At 72.2% G+C, this 18,745-nt stretch carries 14 protein-coding genes and 1 pseudogene; 12 read left to right on the top strand and 3 right to left on the bottom strand.

Annotated elements, in window-relative coordinates; all coding sequences use genetic code 11:
- Positions 1–18 precede the first annotated feature (18 nt).
- The 8 genes from whiA to V5P93_RS24115 all read left to right on the top strand — a co-directional run bounded on the left by whiA (position 19) and on the right by V5P93_RS24115 (position 7,919).
- Entirely contained in the window at positions 19–1,005 is a 987-nt protein-coding gene (whiA, locus tag V5P93_RS24150) for a DNA-binding protein WhiA (protein ID WP_104480136.1), read from the top strand.
- A 579-nt stretch (positions 1,006–1,584) separates the two neighbouring features.
- Positions 1,585–2,589, top strand: coding sequence for a type I glyceraldehyde-3-phosphate dehydrogenase (gene gap / locus V5P93_RS24145; RefSeq protein WP_104480135.1), 1,005 nt, complete (start codon positions 1,585–1,587; stop codon positions 2,587–2,589).
- Positions 2,590–2,617: 28 nt separating this feature from the next.
- The gene (gene pgk / locus V5P93_RS24140) at positions 2,618–3,820 is read left to right on the top strand and encodes a phosphoglycerate kinase (protein ID WP_104480134.1); all 1,203 of its coding nucleotides are present in this window, start codon (positions 2,618–2,620) and stop codon (positions 3,818–3,820) included.
- On the top strand, positions 3,817–4,605 hold the full coding sequence (gene tpiA / locus V5P93_RS24135) for a triose-phosphate isomerase (protein WP_104480133.1): 789 nt from the start codon (positions 3,817–3,819) through the stop codon (positions 4,603–4,605). The genes pgk and tpiA overlap by 4 nt, the downstream gene beginning before the upstream one ends.
- A gap of 242 nt (positions 4,606–4,847) precedes the next feature.
- Positions 4,848–5,081, top strand: a complete 234-nt coding sequence (gene secG, locus V5P93_RS24130; RefSeq protein ID WP_104480132.1) for a preprotein translocase subunit SecG — start codon at positions 4,848–4,850, stop codon at positions 5,079–5,081.
- A 102-nt stretch (positions 5,082–5,183) separates the two neighbouring features.
- A complete protein-coding gene (locus V5P93_RS24125) occupies positions 5,184–5,525 on the top strand; it encodes an RNA polymerase-binding protein RbpA (RefSeq protein WP_026316873.1) in 342 nt (113 codons plus the stop codon).
- Between the two features lie 133 nt (positions 5,526–5,658).
- On the top strand, positions 5,659–7,095 hold the full coding sequence (locus V5P93_RS24120) for an AAA family ATPase (protein ID WP_146108091.1): 1,437 nt from the start codon (positions 5,659–5,661) through the stop codon (positions 7,093–7,095).
- On the top strand, positions 7,092–7,919 hold the full coding sequence (locus V5P93_RS24115; protein ID WP_104480130.1) for a hypothetical protein: 828 nt from the start codon (positions 7,092–7,094) through the stop codon (positions 7,917–7,919). The genes V5P93_RS24120 and V5P93_RS24115 overlap by 4 nt, the downstream gene beginning before the upstream one ends.
- A gap of 58 nt (positions 7,920–7,977) precedes the next feature.
- On the opposite strand, the gene V5P93_RS24110 is transcribed toward V5P93_RS24115, so the two are convergent.
- A complete protein-coding gene (locus V5P93_RS24110; protein WP_181043576.1) occupies positions 7,978–9,480 on the bottom strand; it encodes a hypothetical protein in 1,503 nt (500 codons plus the stop codon).
- Positions 9,481–9,598: 118 nt separating this feature from the next.
- Here V5P93_RS24110 and V5P93_RS24105 point away from each other — a divergent pair, with 118 nt between their 5' ends.
- Positions 9,599–10,624: a hypothetical protein gene (locus V5P93_RS24105; protein ID WP_104480129.1), complete on the top strand. Its 1,026-nt coding sequence runs from the start codon at positions 9,599–9,601 to the stop codon at positions 10,622–10,624.
- Positions 10,625–11,078: 454 nt separating this feature from the next.
- On the opposite strand, the gene V5P93_RS24100 is transcribed toward V5P93_RS24105, so the two are convergent.
- Together V5P93_RS24100 and V5P93_RS24095 are read right to left on the bottom strand one after the other, a co-directional pair.
- Positions 11,079–12,692, bottom strand: a complete 1,614-nt coding sequence (locus V5P93_RS24100; protein ID WP_104480128.1) for a methyl-accepting chemotaxis protein — start codon at positions 12,690–12,692, stop codon at positions 11,079–11,081.
- 129 nt (positions 12,693–12,821) lie between these two features.
- The gene (locus V5P93_RS24095; protein WP_104480127.1) at positions 12,822–14,003 is read right to left on the bottom strand and encodes a sensor histidine kinase; all 1,182 of its coding nucleotides are present in this window, start codon (positions 14,001–14,003) and stop codon (positions 12,822–12,824) included.
- A gap of 354 nt (positions 14,004–14,357) precedes the next feature.
- Here V5P93_RS24095 and pabB point away from each other — a divergent pair, with 354 nt between their 5' ends.
- From pabB to V5P93_RS24080, 3 genes and pseudogenes are all read left to right on the top strand, one after another.
- Positions 14,358–16,400: an aminodeoxychorismate synthase component I gene (gene pabB, locus V5P93_RS24090; protein WP_104480126.1), complete on the top strand. Its 2,043-nt coding sequence runs from the start codon at positions 14,358–14,360 to the stop codon at positions 16,398–16,400.
- Between the two features lie 70 nt (positions 16,401–16,470).
- A pseudogene (locus V5P93_RS24085) lies at positions 16,471–17,505 on the top strand (glycerophosphodiester phosphodiesterase family protein); the annotation flags it as partial.
- Between the two features lie 42 nt (positions 17,506–17,547).
- Entirely contained in the window at positions 17,548–18,504 is a 957-nt protein-coding gene (locus V5P93_RS24080) for a glycerophosphodiester phosphodiesterase family protein (protein WP_245931378.1), read from the top strand.
- Positions 18,505–18,745 lie beyond the last annotated feature (241 nt).

The raw sequence follows: 18,745 nt of genomic DNA, 5'->3' as shown, positions 1-18,745 counted from the left end.
CTCGGAGAGGAGGACCCCGTGGCGATGACCGCCGCTGTCAAGGACGAGCTGAGCAGGCTGGCCGTGTCCAAGACCTGTTGCCGCCGCGCCGAGGTGTCCTCGTTGCTGCGCTTCGCCGGGGGACTGCACATCGTCGCGGGCCGGGTCGTCGTGGAGGCCGAACTGGACACCGGCGCCGCCGCGCGGCGGCTGCGCAAGGAGATCCACGAGCTCTACGGCCACCACGCCGACGTGCACGTGATCACCTCCGGCGGCCTGCGCAAGGGCACCCGCTACGTGGTGCGCGTGGTCAAGGACGGCGACGGCCTGGCCCGGCAGACCGGACTGCTCGACCCGCGCGGCCGCCCGGTCCGGGGACTGCCCGCGCCGGTCGTGTCCGGCGGGGTGTGCGACGCCGAGGCCGCGTGGCGCGGCGCGTTCCTGGCGCACGGCTCGCTCACCGAGCCCGGCCGCTCGTCCGCGCTGGAGATCACCTGCCCCGGCCCGGAGGCCGCGCTGGCCATCGTCGGCGCCGCCCGCCGGATGGGCATCCAGGCCAAGTCCCGCGAGGTGCGCGGCGCCGACCGGGTCGTGGTCCGCGACGGCGACGCCATCGGCGCCCTGCTCACCCGCCTCGGCGCGCACTCCTGCGTGCTGAACTGGGAGGAGCGCCGGATGCGCCGCGAGGTGCGGGCCACCGCCAACCGGCTGGCCAACTTCGACGACGCGAACCTGCGCCGCTCCGCCCGCGCCGCGGTCGCCGCCGCCGCCCGGGTGCAGCGCGCCATGGAGATCCTCGGCCCCGACGCCCCCGACCACCTGACCGCCGCCGGTCAACTGCGGCTCAAGAACAAGCAGGCGTCGCTGGAGGAACTGGGCCAGCTCTCCGAGCCGCCGATGACCAAGGACGCGGTCGCGGGCCGCATCCGCAGGCTGCTGGCCATGGCCGACAAGCGCGCGAAGGACCTCGGGCTGCCCGACACCGAGTCCGCCGTCACACCGGACATGCTCGAGGCCGACGCCTGACCCGACCGGCCGCGAACGGCCTGGTCACGCGGTGTTCGGCCGGGTGCCATACCGCGTGCGCGCGGATGCCGGGAGACCCCCGAAAACGCGTCTCGCGCCGTGCCCGCCAAAGGGGTCTTGTGAGCTGGGTCTCACCCGGTATCTCGTTCCCCGGCGCCCGCTCTTCTCCTGTGGAAGGCGCGGGTGCCACTTGGGGGAGGGGCACCCGCACTTGGGGGGAAACGGAGTGGAGTCCGCCCGGCGTGGGGGCTGGCGGACTCCACTCCGCTCGTCATGCCCCCGGTTGTCCGGTGTCCCGGCCCGCGTTCGAGCGGTTGACGAGCATCGATCAAGTCGCCGCTTCCTGATCGGTTCGGAAGGCCGGGCGCGCGCGCCGTTCGGAATCGATTCCCGGTGCTGCTTCGTCGTCCGACCACACGCTCGTCGAACAGTTGTCCCCGGGATCCGTCTCTGATTCGATAAAGAGAGACGGCCGACCTCCTGACCAGCACCTGCCCCGGTGAACGCTAGGGTCATGGTCTGGGTCGGAAGTCAGGTCAAGGCCCCCAATCGGACCAACGTTAGGACGAGGAGACACAGGTGACGGTTCGCGTAGGTGTCAACGGTTTCGGTCGGATCGGTCGCAACTTCTGGCGTGCCGTGCAGGCCAGCGACCACGACATCGAGATCGTGGCCTTCAACGACCTGGGTGACGTCGCGACCATGGCCCACCTGCTCAAGTACGACAGCGTCCTGGGCCGCCTGCCCCAGGACGTGTCGGTGACGGCCGAGGGCATCAAGGTCGGCGACACCACGATCAAGGCGCTCGCCGAGCGCGACCCGGGCAAGCTGCCCTGGAAGGACCTCGGCGTCGACGTCGTGGTCGAGTCGACCGGCTTCTTCACCAAGGCCGCCGACGCCCGCAAGCACGTCGACGAGGGCGGCGCCAAGAAGGTCATCATCTCCGCGCCCGCCAAGGGCGAGGACCTGACCGTCGTGCTCGGCGCCAACGAGGGCCAGTACGACGGCTCGCAGACCGTGATCTCGAACGCCTCCTGCACCACCAACTGCCTGGCCCCGCTGGCCAAGGTGCTGCACGACGCGTTCACCATCGAGCGCGGCCTGATGACCACCATCCACGCGTACACGCAGGACCAGAACCTGCAGGACGCCCCGCACGCCGACCTGCGCCGCGCCCGCGCCGCCGCGCTGAACATCGTGCCCACCTCGACCGGCGCCGCGAAGGCGATCGGCCTGGTGCTGCCCGACCTCAACGGCAAGCTCGACGGCTACGCGCTGCGCGTCCCGGTGCCGACCGGCTCGGCCACCGACCTCACCGTCACCCTGGGCCGCGAGGTCACCCTGGACGAGGTCCAGGCCGCCTACCAGGCCGCCGCCGAGGGCCCGCTCAAGGGCATCCTGCGCTACAACACCGACCCGATCGTCTCCGCCGACATCGTCACCGACCCGGCGTCGTGCATCTACGACGCGCCCCTGACCAAGGTCAGCGGCAACCTGGTCAAGGTCGTCGGCTGGTACGACAACGAGTGGGGCTACTCCAACCGCCTCGCCGACCTGACCGCGCTGGTCGCGTCCAAGCTCTGACGGCCGCCCGAGGAGGAAGCACAGCGAAGTGAAGACTCTCGACGACCTGCTCGCCGAGGGTGTGGCCGGTCGGCGCGTGCTGGTGCGCGCCGACCTCAACGTCCCCCTCGACGGCGACAAGATCACCGACGACGGCCGCGTGCGCGCGTCGCTGCCGACGATTTCCCGGCTCGCGGCCGCGGGCGCCCGCGTCGTGGTGGCCGCGCACCTGGGCCGCCCCAAGGGCGCCCCCGAGCCGAAGTACTCCCTCGCCCCGGTCGCCGCGCGGCTGGGCGAGCTGCTCGGCGCGCCGGTCGCGCTGGCCGACGACGTGGTCGGCGCGTCCGCCAAGTCCACTGTGGACGGCCTGGCCGACGGCGGCGTGGCGCTGCTGGAGAACGTGCGCTTCGACGCCCGTGAGACCAGCAAGGACGCCGCCGAGCGCGGCGCGCTCGCCGACGAGTTCGCGGCCATGGCCGACGCGTTCGTCTCCGACGGTTTCGGTGTGGTGCACCGCAAGCAGGCCTCGGTCTACGACGTGGCCACCCGGCTCCCCGCGTACGCGGGCGGTCTGGTGCTCGCCGAGGTCGAGGTGCTCAAGCGGCTGACCGGCGACCCGGCCCGCCCGTACGTGGTGGCGCTGGGCGGGTCCAAGGTCTCGGACAAGCTCGCCGTCATCGAGGCCCTGCTGCCCAAGGTCGACAAGATCCTGGTCGGCGGCGGCATGTGCTTCACGTTCCTGGCCGCCGAGGGCCTGGGCGTGGGCGACTCGCTGCTCGAGGCCGAGATGATCGACACCTGCAAGCGGCTGCTGGCCGAGCACCCGGACAAGATCCTGCTGCCCGCCGACGTGGTCATCGCCGACGCGTTCGCCGCCGACGCGAACACCCACACCGTGCTCGCCGCGAACATCCGCGAGGGCTGGAAGGGCCTGGACGTCGGCCCGATCACCGTGGAGCGCTACGCCGAGGTCATCGCGGCCGCGGGCACGATCTTCTGGAACGGCCCGATGGGCGTGTTCGAGTACGCCCCGTTCGCGGAGGGGACCCGAGGCGTCGCCCAGGCGATCGTCGACTCGTCGGCGTTCTCCGTGGTCGGCGGCGGCGACTCGGCCGCCGCGGTGCGGCTGCTGGGCCTGCCCGAGGACGGCTTCTCGCACATCTCCACCGGCGGCGGCGCGTCGCTGGAGTACCTGGAGGGCAAGGACCTCCCCGGTGTGTTGGTGTTGGACACAGCGCTGGAGGCGGAATGACTTCCCGCCAGGTCCTGATCGCGGGCAACTGGAAGATGAACCTCAACCACCTCGAGGCCATCGCCCTGGTGCAGAAGATCGCCTTCTCGCTGCCCGAGAAGTACTACGCCAAGGTGGAGGTGGCCGTGCTGCCGCCGTTCACCGACATCCGGTCGATCCAGACCATGGTCGACGGCGACAAGCTCCTGCTCCGCTACGGCGCGCAGGACATCTCCCGGTACGACTCGGGCGCCTACACCGGCGAGGTCTCCGGCCCGATGCTGGCCAAGCTCGGCTGCACCTACGTCACCGTGGGCCACTCGGAGCGGCGCGAGTACCACGCCGAGACCGACGAGCTGGTCAACACCAAGGTCAAGGCCGCGCTCAAGCACGGGATCACGCCGATCCTGTGCCTGGGCGAGCGGGTCGAGGTGCGCGAGGCGGGCACGCACGTCGAGCACTGCACCGAGCAGCTCGTCGCGGGCCTCAAGGGCCTCAAGGCCGAGCAGGTGGCCAAGGTCGTCGTGGCCTACGAGCCGGTGTGGGCCATCGGCACCGGCAAGGTCGCCACGGCCGCCGACGCGCAGGAGGTGTGCGCGGCGCTGCGCAAGACCCTCGCCGACAAGTACGGCGACGAGGTCGCGGGCGGCGTCCGGGTGCTCTACGGCGGTTCGGTGAAATCCGGCAACATCGGCGAACTGGTCGCCCAGACCGACATCGATGGGGCACTCGTCGGCGGCGCGAGCCTGCAGGCCGACGAGTTCACCAAACTGTGCGCGATGGCCGCGGGCGGTCCGCTGCCCTGACGCGCGGTCCGGCGGGCAATGCGCGCCGGAAATGGGTTTTCGCAGGTGGGAACGCCGGGACCGGGTGTCCCGGCGTTCCCATTTCCACCGATCCGGACCGTCACCTGCACGTGCGGATGCCTGTTCGGTGAACGACCGGGGAAATCTGGTAACCGGGCCGCCACGCCAAGTCGGGCCGGTGGTCGAACCGGCCAACATCACCGGGTAATCTGAGACCTCAACCGACCGACCGCGAGGACCACATGATTCTGACCCTGCAGATCGCTCTGATCGTCTCCAGCCTTCTGCTGATCCTGCTGGTGCTGCTGCACCGCGGCCGTGGTGGCGGCCTGTCCTCGCTGTTCGGCGGCGGTATGCAGTCGAGCCTGTCCGGGTCCAGCGTGGTCGAGAAGAACCTCGACCGGGTCACGCTGTTCGTCGGCGCCGTCTGGCTCATCTGCGTCATCGGCCTCGGGCTGCTGGTGAAGATCGGCTGATGCGCGCCGCCCGGCGGGTCGATGGCCAAAACAGCGAAGGACGCGGCGTCCCGGGGATGGCCGGGACCCGCGTCGAACCACGTGGTGGGGGTGTGAACATCAATGGCCGGTGGTAACGCGATCCGGGGTACCCGGGTCGGTGCTGGTCCCATGGGTGAGTCCGAGCGCGGCGAGTCCGCGCCGCGGCAGCGGGTGTCCTACTGGTGCGCGAACGGGCACGAGTCGCGCCCGTCGTTCGCCCTGGACGCCGAGAAGCCGGAGTCCTGGGACTGTCCGCGCTGCGGGCTCCCGGCGGGCCTCGACGAGCAGGCGCCGCCGAAGGCCCCGCGCAACGAGCCGTACAAGACCCACCTGGCCTACGTGAAGGAGCGCCGCTCCGACGCCGACGGCGAGGCGATCCTGGCCGAGGCCCTGGCCAAGCTCCGCGCCAAGCGCGAGGGCTGAGGGCTCCGCCCGCGCGGGCCGGGAGGCTCGCGGCGAGCCCTGGACGGGCCCGCGCCGGATCGCGCGGTGACGGGCTCGTCTTGGTGTTCGGTGGTCTGATGTCGGCATACACTCCGCCTATGCGGTGGTCGCGATGAGCCTGACCGTGGTGCTCGGGTTCGTCGCCGCGTTCCTCACGGCCACGGTGAGTGGCTACTGGTTCGCCGCGAGTTACCGCCCCCGGCGCGACCGGCGCAGGCAGCGGCGGCTCAGCGAGCAGCGCGAACGCGAACGGCTGGAGCGACAACGGATCCGGGACGCCGAGAGCGACCCGACCCCGGTCCAGTCCATCACCGATCGGCCGTACCGCCCGCCCGACGTCCCCGTCGGCCTGCCGTACCTGTACCTGACCGAGCTGCGGATCAGCGACCTGCGCTGCTTCGGCGAGGAGCGGCTGGCGCTGCGGTACCCGGGGGAGCGCGACGAGCCCGACCTCAACCTGCCCAACGTCAACCTGCTGCTCGGCGACAACGGCACCGGCAAGTCGACGGTGCTGCGCGCGGCGGCGATGGTGGCGCTCGGGCCGGTGCTGGGCAGCTCGGGGTTCGTGCCGTACCGGCTGGTCCGCGAGAACCGGCCGTCGTCGCTGGTCGAGGGCCGGTTGGTGTTCGGCGGTCTGCACGGGCCCGAGCGGCTGGCCTGCGACGTGCGGGTGCGCCGCCGCCGCGACCTGGAAGTCGTGGAGGCCGACACCACGGGCCCGTACTGGGACGACCTGTTCGACGAGGCGTCCCCGGCGTTCTTCATCGCGGGCTACGGCGTCACCCGCCGCACCTCCGACGACAGCCGCGCGGACCCGTCGCACGAGCGCGGGCGCAGGCGTCGGCGGTTCCAGCGGGTGTCGAGCCTGTTCGACGAGTCGGTGACGCTGGTGCCGTTCGGGTCCTGGCTGCCGACCGTCGGCGCGGCCCGGCAGCGGGAGGTCACCGAGGTCCTGCACCGGCTGCTGCCCGAGGGCGTGCGGTTCGCGGAGCAGTTCGAGGGCGAGGACGCGGTGTTCCTGCGCCGGGACCTGCCGGTGCCCTTCCGCGCGCTCTCCGACGGTTTCCGCTCCTACCTCGGCTGGCTCGGCGACCTGCTGTTCCACCTGTGCGCCGTGGCCCCCGACCACGTCCCGCTCGGCTCGATGGGCGGCATCGTGCTCGTCGACGAGATCGACCTGCTGCTGCACCCGTCCTGGCAGCGGGTCGTGGTACCCGCCGTCGCGGCGATGTTCCCGAACGTCCAGTTCGTGCTGACCACGCACAGCCCGATCGTCACCGGCACCCTCGAGGCGCGAAACATCGTCGTCGCCCGCGACGATCCCGAGGCGGGGGTGTCGCGACTGCGGGAGGTGGAGGCCGAGGTGCACGGGCTCAACGCCGAGCAGGTCCTGCTCAGCTCGTACTTCGGCCTGGACACCACCCGCGCGCCCGGCGTCGCCGCGGACCTGGCCGAACTGGCCCGGCTGGCGGTGGACGGCGACGAGGACGCCCGCCGCCGCTACCTGGCCGCGCTGGTCGACGACGCCTTCGGGGGCCGTCGCGGGTGATCAGGACCTTCACGGGCCGCGCCGCGCTGCTGGCCCGGCTCGGCGCCGACGCGCCGGTGTGGCGGACCGAGGCGCACCAGGGCGCCGAGCGCAACCGCGCGGCGGGCAAGCACGACAACCGGTCCGCCAACTCGTGGAGCCGGTTGAAGCCGGGGCTCGCCGAACTCCAGCGCGGCAAGTGCGCGTACTGCGAGACCTACCTCGGCTCGGAGGGCGTGGACTGGACCGTCGACCACTACCGGCCCAAGGGGCGGGTGGCGGTGTGGGCGGACCCGGACGCCCCGGAGATCGTGGACGTGGGCGGCCCCGCGCCGACCGGCTACCACCTGCTGGCCCACGACCCGGACAACCTGCTCGGCAGCTGCGAGAACTGCAACCGGCGCAAGGCCGCGTACTTCCCCACGGCCGCGCCCCGCGTGCTGGACTCGACCGACCGGGCCGGGTTGGCGGCCGAGCGGCCGTACCTGGTGGACCCGGCCGACCCCGCGGCCGACCCGGAGCGGCTGATCACCTGGAAGGGCGCGATCCCGCAGCCCGCGCCCGGTCTCGACGAGCACGACCGGCGGCGCGCGCGGGCCACCATCGAGGTGCTGGAACTGGCCAGGACCAAGGTGGTCGCCGACCGGATGCTGCTGCTGATCGGGGTGTGGATGGCGCACGACGCGGGCGCCGCGGACGTGCTGGACCTGTACTGCGCGCCGGGTGGCCGGTTCGCCGCCTGCGCCCGCCGCTACCGCGAGCTCTGCGAGACCGACCCTGAGTGGGCCGCGGCCGAGTACCGGCTGATGATCACGAGCGTGGCCGGTGGGGTAGGCTACCGGTGACTACCTGCCTTCGGGTCGGGCGGCGGCCGGATGCTTGGTCCGGCCGCCAATCACATTTTCAGGCCTCCGTCGCCATCCGCACGACGTCGGTGTCGCGGCCGATGGCGGTCACCTCGGGTACCACGCGGACCTCGGTGATGTCGCCGGGGTGGTAGGAGAGCACGGCCTCCTGCCTGCTGATGGCGCGGTCGAGCAACCACCACAGCCTGGCGGGCTCGTGCCGGCGGACCAGGTCCTCGACCTTCTGCGGTAACGCCGAATCGGCGGTGGCCTCCACTTGGATCCGTGGTGCCACAATGACTTCGCCGGTCTTGGTCCGTCGCATGAGGACGGCTGGGGTGCCGTCGACCTCGACCAGCGGGAGGAGCGTGTCCCGGGTGGCCAGCTTCCACAGCAGGGTGCGCGGGGAGTCGTCGGGGGAGGGGACGCGGGTGGCGGCCCACACGCCGTGGACGAGGACGACCAGCAGCCAGACCACGACGGCGACGCCGACGCTGTAGGCGAGGACGAGGTACAGGTCGAGGAAGTTGTACCGCTGCGTGTAGTCCCGCCGGGTGCCCGGCCACAGCCACCCGGTCAGCAGCGGGAAGAGCTTCGCCATGACCAGGGAGACCAGGACGCCGAGCAGGGTCGTCCAGGTGACCGCGGCGACCACGGACTCGGACTCGGCAGCGGGGAAGCGCGGCCGGACGCGGCGGAGGAGGAAACCCACTACCAGCACGGTGACCACGCCCGGGACCACCAGGAACACCGGGACGCCGAGGCTCTGCACGATGTCGGACTCGCCGAAGACCTCCAGCGTGACCGGCATGGTCAGTGCCAGGGTGGTGGCGGTCGCGGCGTCGTCGCCCTCCTGCGCGGTGATGCTGAAGAGCGCCGAGCGGGTGCCGGGGGCGGTGAGGTCGTCGGAGTACACGCGGACCGGGATGGCCTGCTTCGCGCGGGGTTTCAGGTCGAACGCGCAGGAATCGCTCCGACCGGCGCGCCACTGCGCCGTGCGGCCGTCGGGACAGGTCGCCTCCAGCCAGGTGTCCGGGGCCGGGGTGGCGGTCAGCGCGGTGACCCGGACCGCCGTCTCGCGGTCGGTGCCGATGACGATCGTGGCCGAGCCGGGCCGGTTCTGGTTGACGCGGTCCGGTCCGGACTCGACGGTCGCCGTGGCCAGTGGCGCGCTCGGGACCGCCTTGACGCTCGCGGCGACCACCGCGGACGCGCCCGGGGAGTCGACCACGAAGGACAGACCGACGTCCTGCCCGGACCCCTCGGCGGTCCTGGTGACCTTGAACGTCTCCGTGCGGGACTGGCCGGGGCCGAGGGGGACGGTCGTGGCGGCCGGGGTGGTCGTGATGGTGTCCTCCGAGGCCACGACCCGGATGGCGGCGGTGGTCGGGGACTGGGCGGAGTTGGTGAGGGTGAGCAGGACGGTCGCCGAGCGGCCCGGTGGGAGCGCCACCTGCGCCGGGGTGGCGGTCGCGGTGATCGGGGTCTCGGCGGCGGCCGGGGTGGCGAGCAGCAGCAGCCACACCACGGCGAGCACGCGGACCAGTGATCGCACGTCCATCCTCTTTCGTCGTCGTTGTGCACAACATCTACCGGCGGCGGTGATCCGCTACACGCGGGTGTAGCGGATCACCGGTTCCCGGAGATGAGGTGGGGTAGCCGACCCTCGAAGGAGCCCGATGGCCGCCATCCGCAGCGCGCTGTGCACGATCAGCCGGGTCTGGCCGTACCCGGAGGTCCTGGCGGGCGGCGGCGCGCTGACGACCCGGTCGGGGCACGCGGGGGTGTACCGGTCGTTCCGCCCGGACCTGATCATGCCCTGGGACCCGGACACCGAACCGGCCACCTGGAGCCGCTTCTGGTCGGCCTACCTGGCCCGCCCCGAGGCGGTCCGGGAGGTGCGGCAGGACGCGCTGTGGGAGCGGGTGGTGCCGTTCCGGCTGGCGAACGTGCCCGCGACACCGGGCCCCGCCGCGGCGACGGCGCGGGTGCTGCTGTACCCGAGCGCGGTGGCGGTGACGATCACCGTGCGGGCTTCGGGGCAGTGGCCGGTCGCGGAGTTCGCGGGCGCGATGGCCGCGCTGGTGGAGGCGCGCACGTGGGGTGCGGAGGGGAACCGGTCGCTGGAGGGGATCGCGTCGGACCTGCGTGACCTGGTGGCACCCCGGTTGGCGGGTGGGGTTGTCGTCGCCGGACCGCCCGCGGTGCACACGGTGGCGGCTCCGCTGTCGGCGGACGGGGGAGTGGCGGCGGATCTGGACACGGGGTTGCCCGCTGTGCAGTCGTGCCTCGCGGGGCTGGCGGGCTTGGGGCCCACCGGCAGCTTCGATCCGGCCCGGCTGTGCGAGGTCAACCGGGACACGAAGAAGGCGGCCCGCTACTACGACGTGGGCGATGGGTTGGTGATCTGGCACAAGGACCGGGTCTTCGACCCGGCGGCGGGGGAGAAGGTCGCGTGCCTGGTCCGCAACCAGACGGACTTGGTGGTGCAGATCGAGGCCCTCCGCGCGACGGCCCAGTGGGCCGCGGACCGCGTGGCGGGCAACCGCCCCATCCCCCCGGACGTGTTCCCCCTCCTGCGGCAGGCCAGGACCCGCCTCGACACCCTCCACACCGGCCGCAGGGACAAGACCTATCGGAGCGTGGTGGCCACCACCCGGATCACGCCCCACCTACCGATGCTCGCCACCCTCAGCACCCTCTAGCCACTCCGCCGACTCAGCGGAACCAGCCCCGCGTGGCGGGGACGCCCGGATTTCCCGGTGGGCGGCGCTGGAGAGGATCGGACCAGCCCCGCACGGATGTTCCGCGCGACGTCGTGGCCGACCTTGGACCAGCCCCGCGTCCGCAGGGAGGACACCTGCCTGTATTTCTCTGCCGACTCCGACGCGGGATCAGCCCCGCGTGCGCGGGGACGACGAGCAGGGCCGGTCCGTGTGGGGCAAGGAAGGCGGATCAACCCCGCGTGCGCGGGGACGACACTTCCTGACCTGCGGCGTTGTCCGCTCCCACGCCCATTTTCATTCACTTCGCTGCACAACGCCGCCCGTTCCGGGCATCCAACAACCCCGATCCTAGCTACGGCGCGGGCGCGGCAGGCCGGGAACAGGAACGGCCCGTGGCAGTCCACCCCGGACTGCCACGGGCCGCCTGCTCGACTCAGTAGCGGAACGCGCTGATCAGCGTGCGGAGGTCGGTCGCCGCCCCGCTCAGCGTCTCCGCCGTGCGCTTGGCGGCGGTGGCCGCGGCGCTGGTGTCCTCGGTCGCCTGGGCCAGCCCGGCGATGCCGGTGCCGATCTGCACCACCGCGTTCGCCGTCTCGTGCACGTTGCGGCTCATCTCCGCCGTCGTGGCCGTCTGCTCCTCCACCGCCGCCGCGATCACGGTCTGGGTGTCGCAGATCGAGCCCACGACCTCGCCGATCTGGTGGATGGCCGACGTGGCCTCCGTGCTGCCCTCCTCGATCGCCTTGATCCGGCTGACGATGTCCTCCGTCGCCGTCGCGGTCTGCTGGGCCAGTTCTTTGACCTCGCCTGCCACCACGGCGAAGCCCTTGCCCGCCTCGCCCGCGCGGGCCGCCTCGATGGTGGCGTTGAGCGCCAGCAGGTTGGTCTGCTCGGCGATCGTGCTGATCAGCTTGACCACGGTGCCGATCTCGGCCGTCGCGGAGCCCAGGGCGCTGACCGCGTCGTTGGCGTGCTGGGTGTCGCGGACGCCGTCGGTGGCCACGTCGGCGGCGCGGCTGGCGTTCTGGGTGATCTCGTCGATCGCGGCCCGCATCTGCTCCGAGGAACTCGCCATGGCGGTGACCATGCCGGACACCTCCTCGGCCGTCTGGTTGATCGACGACGCCTCGGCGCTGGTCTGGCCCGCGGTGGCGGCGAGCCTGCCGCTGACGTCGGACAGCTCGTTGGACGCCGTCGCGACCTCCTGGGCCCGGTCGGCCACCCGGCTGATCAGCTCCTGGGTGCGCTCCGCCAGCTCGTTGAAGCTGGCCGCCACCTGCCCCAGCTCGTCACCGCGGCTCGCGTCCACGCGCTGGGTCAGGTCGCCGCCGGTGATGGCGGTGAGGCCGGAGCGCAGGTCGCGCAGCGGTCGGGTGATCGAGCGGACCAGCAGCAGCGTCAGCAGCGCGCCCAGCAGCACCGCGACCCCCGCCAGCACCACCGTCGTGAGCGTGCCCGAGTCGGCCCGGGACTCGGCCTCGGCCGCCGCCGCGGCGGACTCGCCGTGCACGTCGGTGACCAGCCGGTCGATCTGCTCGGCGATCTTGTTGAAGATCGCGATCTCGTTCACCGCGACCAGCTCGGCGGCGTGGCCGGTGGTCTCCGGGGTGCCCGCGTTGTAGTTGCTGACGACGTCCTTGTCGAGCGTCATGAACTGCTCGAACAGGGTGGTGATGTTGTCGGTGTCGGCGGTCTGGTCGGTGTCCAGGCCGAACGCGCGCAGCTTCGCCAGCTCGTCGCGGAACGACTGCGCCGAGGTCAGGAACGCCGCGCGGGCGCTGGCGTTGTCCGCGGTGGCGCCCGGCACGCCGCGCTGGACGTCGAAGGCGTAGGCGGTCTGCCAGCCGTTGAAGTCCGCGGAGCGGAACTTCACCTGCAGGGCCAGCTGGGTCAGCTCGCGGGAGCGGGCGATCTGCTCGGCCGAGTCGCGCTCGCGCTCCAGGCTGGACACCGCCGTGACGGCCAGCGCGCACAGCAGCAGCAACAGCGCGGCCATGGCGGCGCCCACACGCACGCCCACCCTCAGGTCGGAGATTCGCTTCAGCATCGCTCACCGCTCCACTCGTGCCCCCGGACCAATTCCGATCACTCGGGGGCTTCGGCGCGGCGAAACGTGGCCTGAGGCACACCACCCGATCGGGACCTTCGCCGGTACCGGGACGGGGGAACGCGCGGGTCAGGCGGTCAGCGGGTACCTGGCGCTCACCCGGAAACCGCCGTCGTCGGTCGGGCCCGCGTCGAACTCGCCGCCGAGCAGCCCGGCCCGCTCCCGCAGCCCGAGCAGCCCGTGCCCGCCGGAGGGCAGTGTGCCGACCTGCCCGGTGCGCGGCCGCTCGTTGTCCACCTCGACCACCAGCGCGCCGTCGCGGGTCAGTATCCGCACGGAGGTCCGCGATCCGGCCGCGTGCTTGCGCACGTTGGTCAGCGCCTCCTGCACCGTGCGGTACGCCGCGCGCGACACCGGGCCGGGCAGGTCCAGCGCGCAGGCGTCCATGGCCAGCTTCACCTGGTCGCCGTCGACCAGGCTGCCGTCGACCAGGTCGGCGATGTGCTCCAAGCCGGGCTGGGTGTCCTCGTCGTCCACCCCCGACCGCAGCACCCCGACCAGCTCGCGCAGCTCCTCAAGCGTGCGGGTGCTCAGCGCGCGGATCGTCTCCGCGGCCTCCTTGGTCGCCGGGTCGGTGACGTCGACCTGCATCGCCCCGGCCTGCATGGCGATGAGCGTGACCTGGTGGGACACCACGTCGTGCATCTCCCTGGCCAGCTTCGCCCGCTCCGCCGACCGCACGGTCGCCGCGTAGAGGCGTTTCTCCCGCTCCCGGCTGCGCGCCAGCTCGCGGATCCGGGTGGACAGTTCCTGGCGGACCGCCATCAGCAGCCCGATCGCCACCGGCATGCCCGCGACCAGCACCCCGTAGATGAAGTCCGACAGGTGCGCGCGCCAGGTCAGCTCGACGAACTTCGGCCACGGCCACAGCACGAACCGGGACAGTCCCACCAGGACGGCGCCCACCACCGTGGGCCAGGTGAGCATCCGCCGCCGGGCCAGCGCGCCCAGCGAGATCATGGCCGCGAGCTGGGCCCAGCCCGCGAAGAACCCCGGGATGGTGATCAGCACCGCGGTGAACGGCAGGTGCCTGCGCAGCAGCATCGCGGGCAGCGCGCACCAGGTCAGGTAGTAGGAGTAGGTCGTGGCGTCCTCCGGCACCACGAGCCACATGTCCAGCGCGGCCACGACCAGCGCGAGCACGTCCGACGACAGCTCGCGGACCCGTTGGTTGGCGTGCAGCGCGGCCAGCCGGGGCGGCAGGCGCAGCGCGCGCGGCCGGACCGGCAGCACCGCGTCCGGTGTGACCATGGGCGTGACCAGCGGGCCACCTCCTCCTAGTGCTCCTGGGACCCCACTGGTCCCCGACACCGACCGCGGCGAGCGCGCGCGTTGTTCTCGCAGCTCAGCCGAGTCGTGCCTGCCCGAGCGCGGACGGGGCACGTCCCGCCGGGCGGTAGCATTCTCCCGGTCCCGGGCTTGCCTGCGCCGGCGGTGTGGCATGGAACGCCCTTCCTGCGGCGACGTGCTGCGCGGTGTCGCCACCCATCAAGACAGACAACACCGGCCTCGGGACGGTGACCGACCAACAACTGTGCGGGAGCAAACGGACGATCCCCGAACGGAGCAGGGGAAAGACGAACGAGCACCGCCGAGGGAGTCACGTTGCGCACACTCATCATCGACAACTACGACTCCTTCACCTACAACCTGTACCAGGCTTTGGCGGTCCTGGACGGCGCGCGGCCCACGGTGGTGCGCAACGACGAGGATTGGGACCTCGGCGGCCTCGTCGACTTCGACAACGTGGTCATCTCGCCGGGCCCGGGACACCCGGGCGTCCCGGGCGATTTCGGGCTCAGCCGCGCGGTCCTGGCCGCCGCCCGGCAGCCGCTGCTCGGGGTCTGCCTCGGCCACCAGGGACTGTGCCTGCTGGCGGGTGCCCGGGTCGGGCACGCTCCCGAGGCGCGGCACGGGCGGCTGTCGGCGGTCCGCCACGACGGCCGCGACCTGTTCGCCGGGCTGCCGTCGCCGATGGACGTCGTGCGCTACCACTCCTTGGCGGTGACCGACCTGCCGGACGCGCTGGTGGCCACGGCGTGGAGCGAGGACGGCGTGCTCATGGGGGTGCGGCACCGCGACCGGCCCGCGTGGGGCGTGCAGTTCCACCCGGAGTCCGTCAGCACCGAGCACGGCGCCGCGCTGCTGGCCAACTTCCAGGACCTGACCCGCCGCTGGTGGGCCGAGCACCCGCGCGAGACCGTCGTCGTCGCGCCGGTCGCGTTGCCCGCCGAGAGACCGGCCCCGCCGGAGCCGACGGCCCGCGTGGTCGTCGAGCGGCTGCGGGTCCCGGTGTCCGCCGAGGTCGCCTTCGACGCGTTCTACCGGGACTCACCGCACGCGTTCTGGCTCGACAGCGCGGCGGGCGGCCGGTTCTCGTTCCTGGGCGACACCTCGGGTCCGCACGCCAGGGTGGCGACCGCCGACGTCTGGGCCGGGACGGTCACCGTCACCTCCGGCACCGGGGAGTCGGTGGTGGAGAGCGGGTTCCTCGACTGGCTCGACGCCGACCTCGCCGACCGCCGCGTGGCCGTGCCGGACCTGCCGTTCGACTTCGCGCTCGGCTGGGTCGGCTACCTCGGCTACGAGCTGAAGGCCGAGTGCGGCGGCGACCGCGCACACAAATCGCCCGACCCGGACGCGCGGATGCTCTTCGTCGACCGCGCCGTCGCCTTCGACCACGAGACCGGCGAGGTCTACCTGCTGGAGCTGGCCGCCGACGGCTCGGAATGGCTGTCCGAGACGGCCGCGCGCCTGTGGTCGCTGGCGGGCAAGACCCTGCCGCCGCCCGCCCCGGAGGTCGCCCTCGGCCCGTTGACGGCCCGGCACGACCGCGCCGCGTACCTCGACATGGTCGCCGCCAGCCAGGTCGCGATCGGCGACGGCGAGACCTACGAGGTGTGCCTGACCAACGAGCTGACCGCCGCCGGGACCCTCGACGCGTGGGAGGCGTACCGGTACCTGCGGCGCGCGAGCCCCGCGCCGTTCGGGGCGCTGCTGCGGCTGGGGGAGCTGTCGGTGCTGAGCACGTCGCCCGAGCGGTTCCTGTCGGTGTCGGCCGACGGCGCGGTGGAGTCCCGGCCGATCAAGGGGACCCGGCCGCGCGGGCGCGACGCCGCCGAGGACGCGCGGTTGCGCGCCGAGCTGGCGTCGGGGGAGAAGGACCGCGCGGAGAACCTGATGATCGTCGACCTGGTCCGCAACGACCTCGGGGTCTACGCGGAGGTCGGGTCGGTGTCGGTGCCGGAGCTGTTCGGGGTGGAGACGTACGCGACCGTGCACCAGCTGGTCAGCACCGTCCGGGCGCAACTGGCCGAGGGCGTCTCGGCGGCGCGGTGCGTGCGCGCCGCGTTCCCCGGCGGTTCGATGACCGGGGCGCCGAAGGTGCGGACCATGCGGATCATCGACGAGTTGGAGGCCGGACCGCGCGGCGTCTACTCGGGGGCTGTCGGGTACTTCTCGCTGACCGGCGCCGCCGACCTGAGCGTGGTGATCCGGACCCTGGTCGTGCGGGCGGGTGAGGTGTCGTTCGGGGTGGGCGGGGCGGTGATCGCGTTGTCGGACCCGGCGGCGGAGTTCGAGGAGACGGCGGTGAAGGCCACCGCGATGCTGGGGTTGTTGGGGGCGGAGTTCCCGGGACGCGCCTGAGGGGCAGTCGTTCAGGCGGGGGCCATGTGGTGGTCACGGGGTGGATCACTGGGGTGGACACCATCCGGCTATGACCCCTTCCCTGTCCCTGAGGGCCTGCGCCGCGGCGGTCGCCTGCGTGGCGTTCCTGCCCGGCCAGGCGGCCGCGCACCCGAAGCCGCGTGACTTCGACCTGCAAGCGCACCGCGGCGGTATCGGGCTGCGTGTGGAGAACAGCCTCAGCTCCTTCGGCAACGCCATCCGACTCGGCGTGAGCACGCTGGAGCTGGACGTCCAGATCACCGAGGACGACCAGGCGGTGGTCACCCACGACCGCCGCGTCGACGGCCGCAAGTGCCGCGACACCGCGCCCGCCGTCGCGGGCGACCCCGAGTTCCCCTATGTCGGCAAGTACGTCAACACGCTGACGCTGGCCCAGGTCCGCACCCTCGACTGCGGCTCGCGGCGGCTGCCGGACTTCCCGGGGCAGGAGCTGACCCCGGGCTCCCGGATGCCGCTGCTGCGCGAGGTCTTCGCGCTGGCGCGCCGCTACGGCGCGGACGACGTGCGGTTCAACGTCGAGACGAAGGTCGAGGCGGGCGCGCCGAGCGAGACCGCGCCCCGCGAGAAGTTCGCGCGGATCACGGTCGGCGAGATCGAGGCCGCCGGGATGACCCGGCGGGTCAGCGTCCAGAGCTTCGACTGGGGCGCGCTGATGCGGGTCCGGCAGCTCGCGCCCCGGCTGCCGCTGGTCGCCCTGACCAACTACGACTTCCTGCAGACCGGACAGCCGGGCAAGTCGCCGTGGTTGGGCGGGCTGGACATCGATGACTTCGGTGGGGACCCGATCCGGGCCATCAAGACCTTCGGGGCCACGGCGTTCTCGCCGGTGCACGGGTTCCCGCAGGGCGGGTCTGTGGAGGACCCGGGGTACCGGCCGTACGTGACGGCGGAGATGGTGCGGCACGCGCACCGCAACGGGATCAAGGTGATCCCGTGGACGGTCGACGACGTGCCGACGATGGCGAAGCTGATCGATGACGGCGTGGACGGGTTGATCACGGACTACCCGGACCGGCTGCGCGGGCTGTTGGCGCGGCGCGGGTTCCGGCTGCCGCGTGGGTACGCGTCGCCGTTCGACCTTCAGGCGCACCGGGGTGGGCGGGCCGTGCGGCCGGAGAACACCCTGGCGGCCTTCGCCTATTCGCTGGCGAACCCGGCTGTGTCCACTTTGGAGTTGGACACGGGGATCACCGAGGACGGCGCGGTCGTCGTGCTGCACGACCGGACGATCAACGGGGCGCACTGCGTCGACACGGCGCCGGCCCGAGCGGGTGACCCGGAGTTCCCGTATGTCGGCAAGCGCGTGCACGACCTGACGTTGGCCCAGATCCGCACGCTCGACTGCGGTGTGAAGACGCTGCCGGAGTTCCCCAAGCAGCAAGCTGTGCCGGGTCAGCGCATTCCGACGCTGGCCGAGGTGTTCGGCGCGGTCCGGGCGAGTGGGCGGACGGACATCCGGCTGAACATCGAGACCAAGATCAGCCCCACGGCGGACGACACGGCTCCGTACGACGTGTTCACCCGCAAGGTGGTCGGCGAGATCGGCCGCGCGGGCTTCACGAGCCGGGTCACGTTGCAGTCCTTCGACTGGCGCACGATCCAGCTGTCGAAGAAGCTGTTACCGTCGCTGGAAACGGTGGCCCTGGTGTGGCAGTACGGCCCGGAAGAGTGCGCCACCATCGCCGACGAGTGCTCGTTGCGGGCGGTTTACGGCGACCCGTCGGTGAAGTCGCCCTGGACCGGCGGCCTCGACTGGTGGAAGACCCGCGACCTGGCGCGGCTGGTGCGCCAGTCGGGCGCGTCGACGGTGTCGGCGAACTGGCAGGTGCACGACCCGGCGCAGGGCACGGTGCAGGACGCGGACTGGTACCTGCGGCAGAACCCGGCGTACTTCCACGGACCGGACGTCGAAGGCCTGCACCGCAAGGGACTCAAGGTCGTTCCGTACACGGTCAACGACGAACCGACCATGCAGCGGGTCATCGACCTGGGCGTGGACGGCCTGATCTCGGACGACCCGGACCTGCTGATCGCCGTGGCCAAGAAGAACGGCCTGCGCTAGGCATCCCAACCGCCGCCGAACTCCTGCCCCCATCCCCACCCATCACTCTTCTCTCCCAACCCACCCCGTAACCGCCGCTCGCGTGCCCGCTCTACCTCGACGTGACTTGGCCACACCGGACCCGCCCCGTAACCGCCGCAGGATCCCAGCCCCCACCGAACGCAACGCGCCCCCGTCATACGCCTTGATTGGGTGGACTTGCTTTGCGTGGGGGGACGAGCCTGCCAAGCTCTCCCGCGGG

Origin of the sequence: Actinokineospora auranticolor, assembly GCF_041897805.1 — a bacterium.
GTDB classification, from domain to species: Bacteria; Actinomycetota; Actinomycetes; order Mycobacteriales; family Pseudonocardiaceae; genus Actinokineospora; species Actinokineospora auranticolor.
The sequence above is the reverse complement of the archived record's forward strand: the minus strand, read 5'-3'. Positions and strand labels throughout refer to the sequence as shown.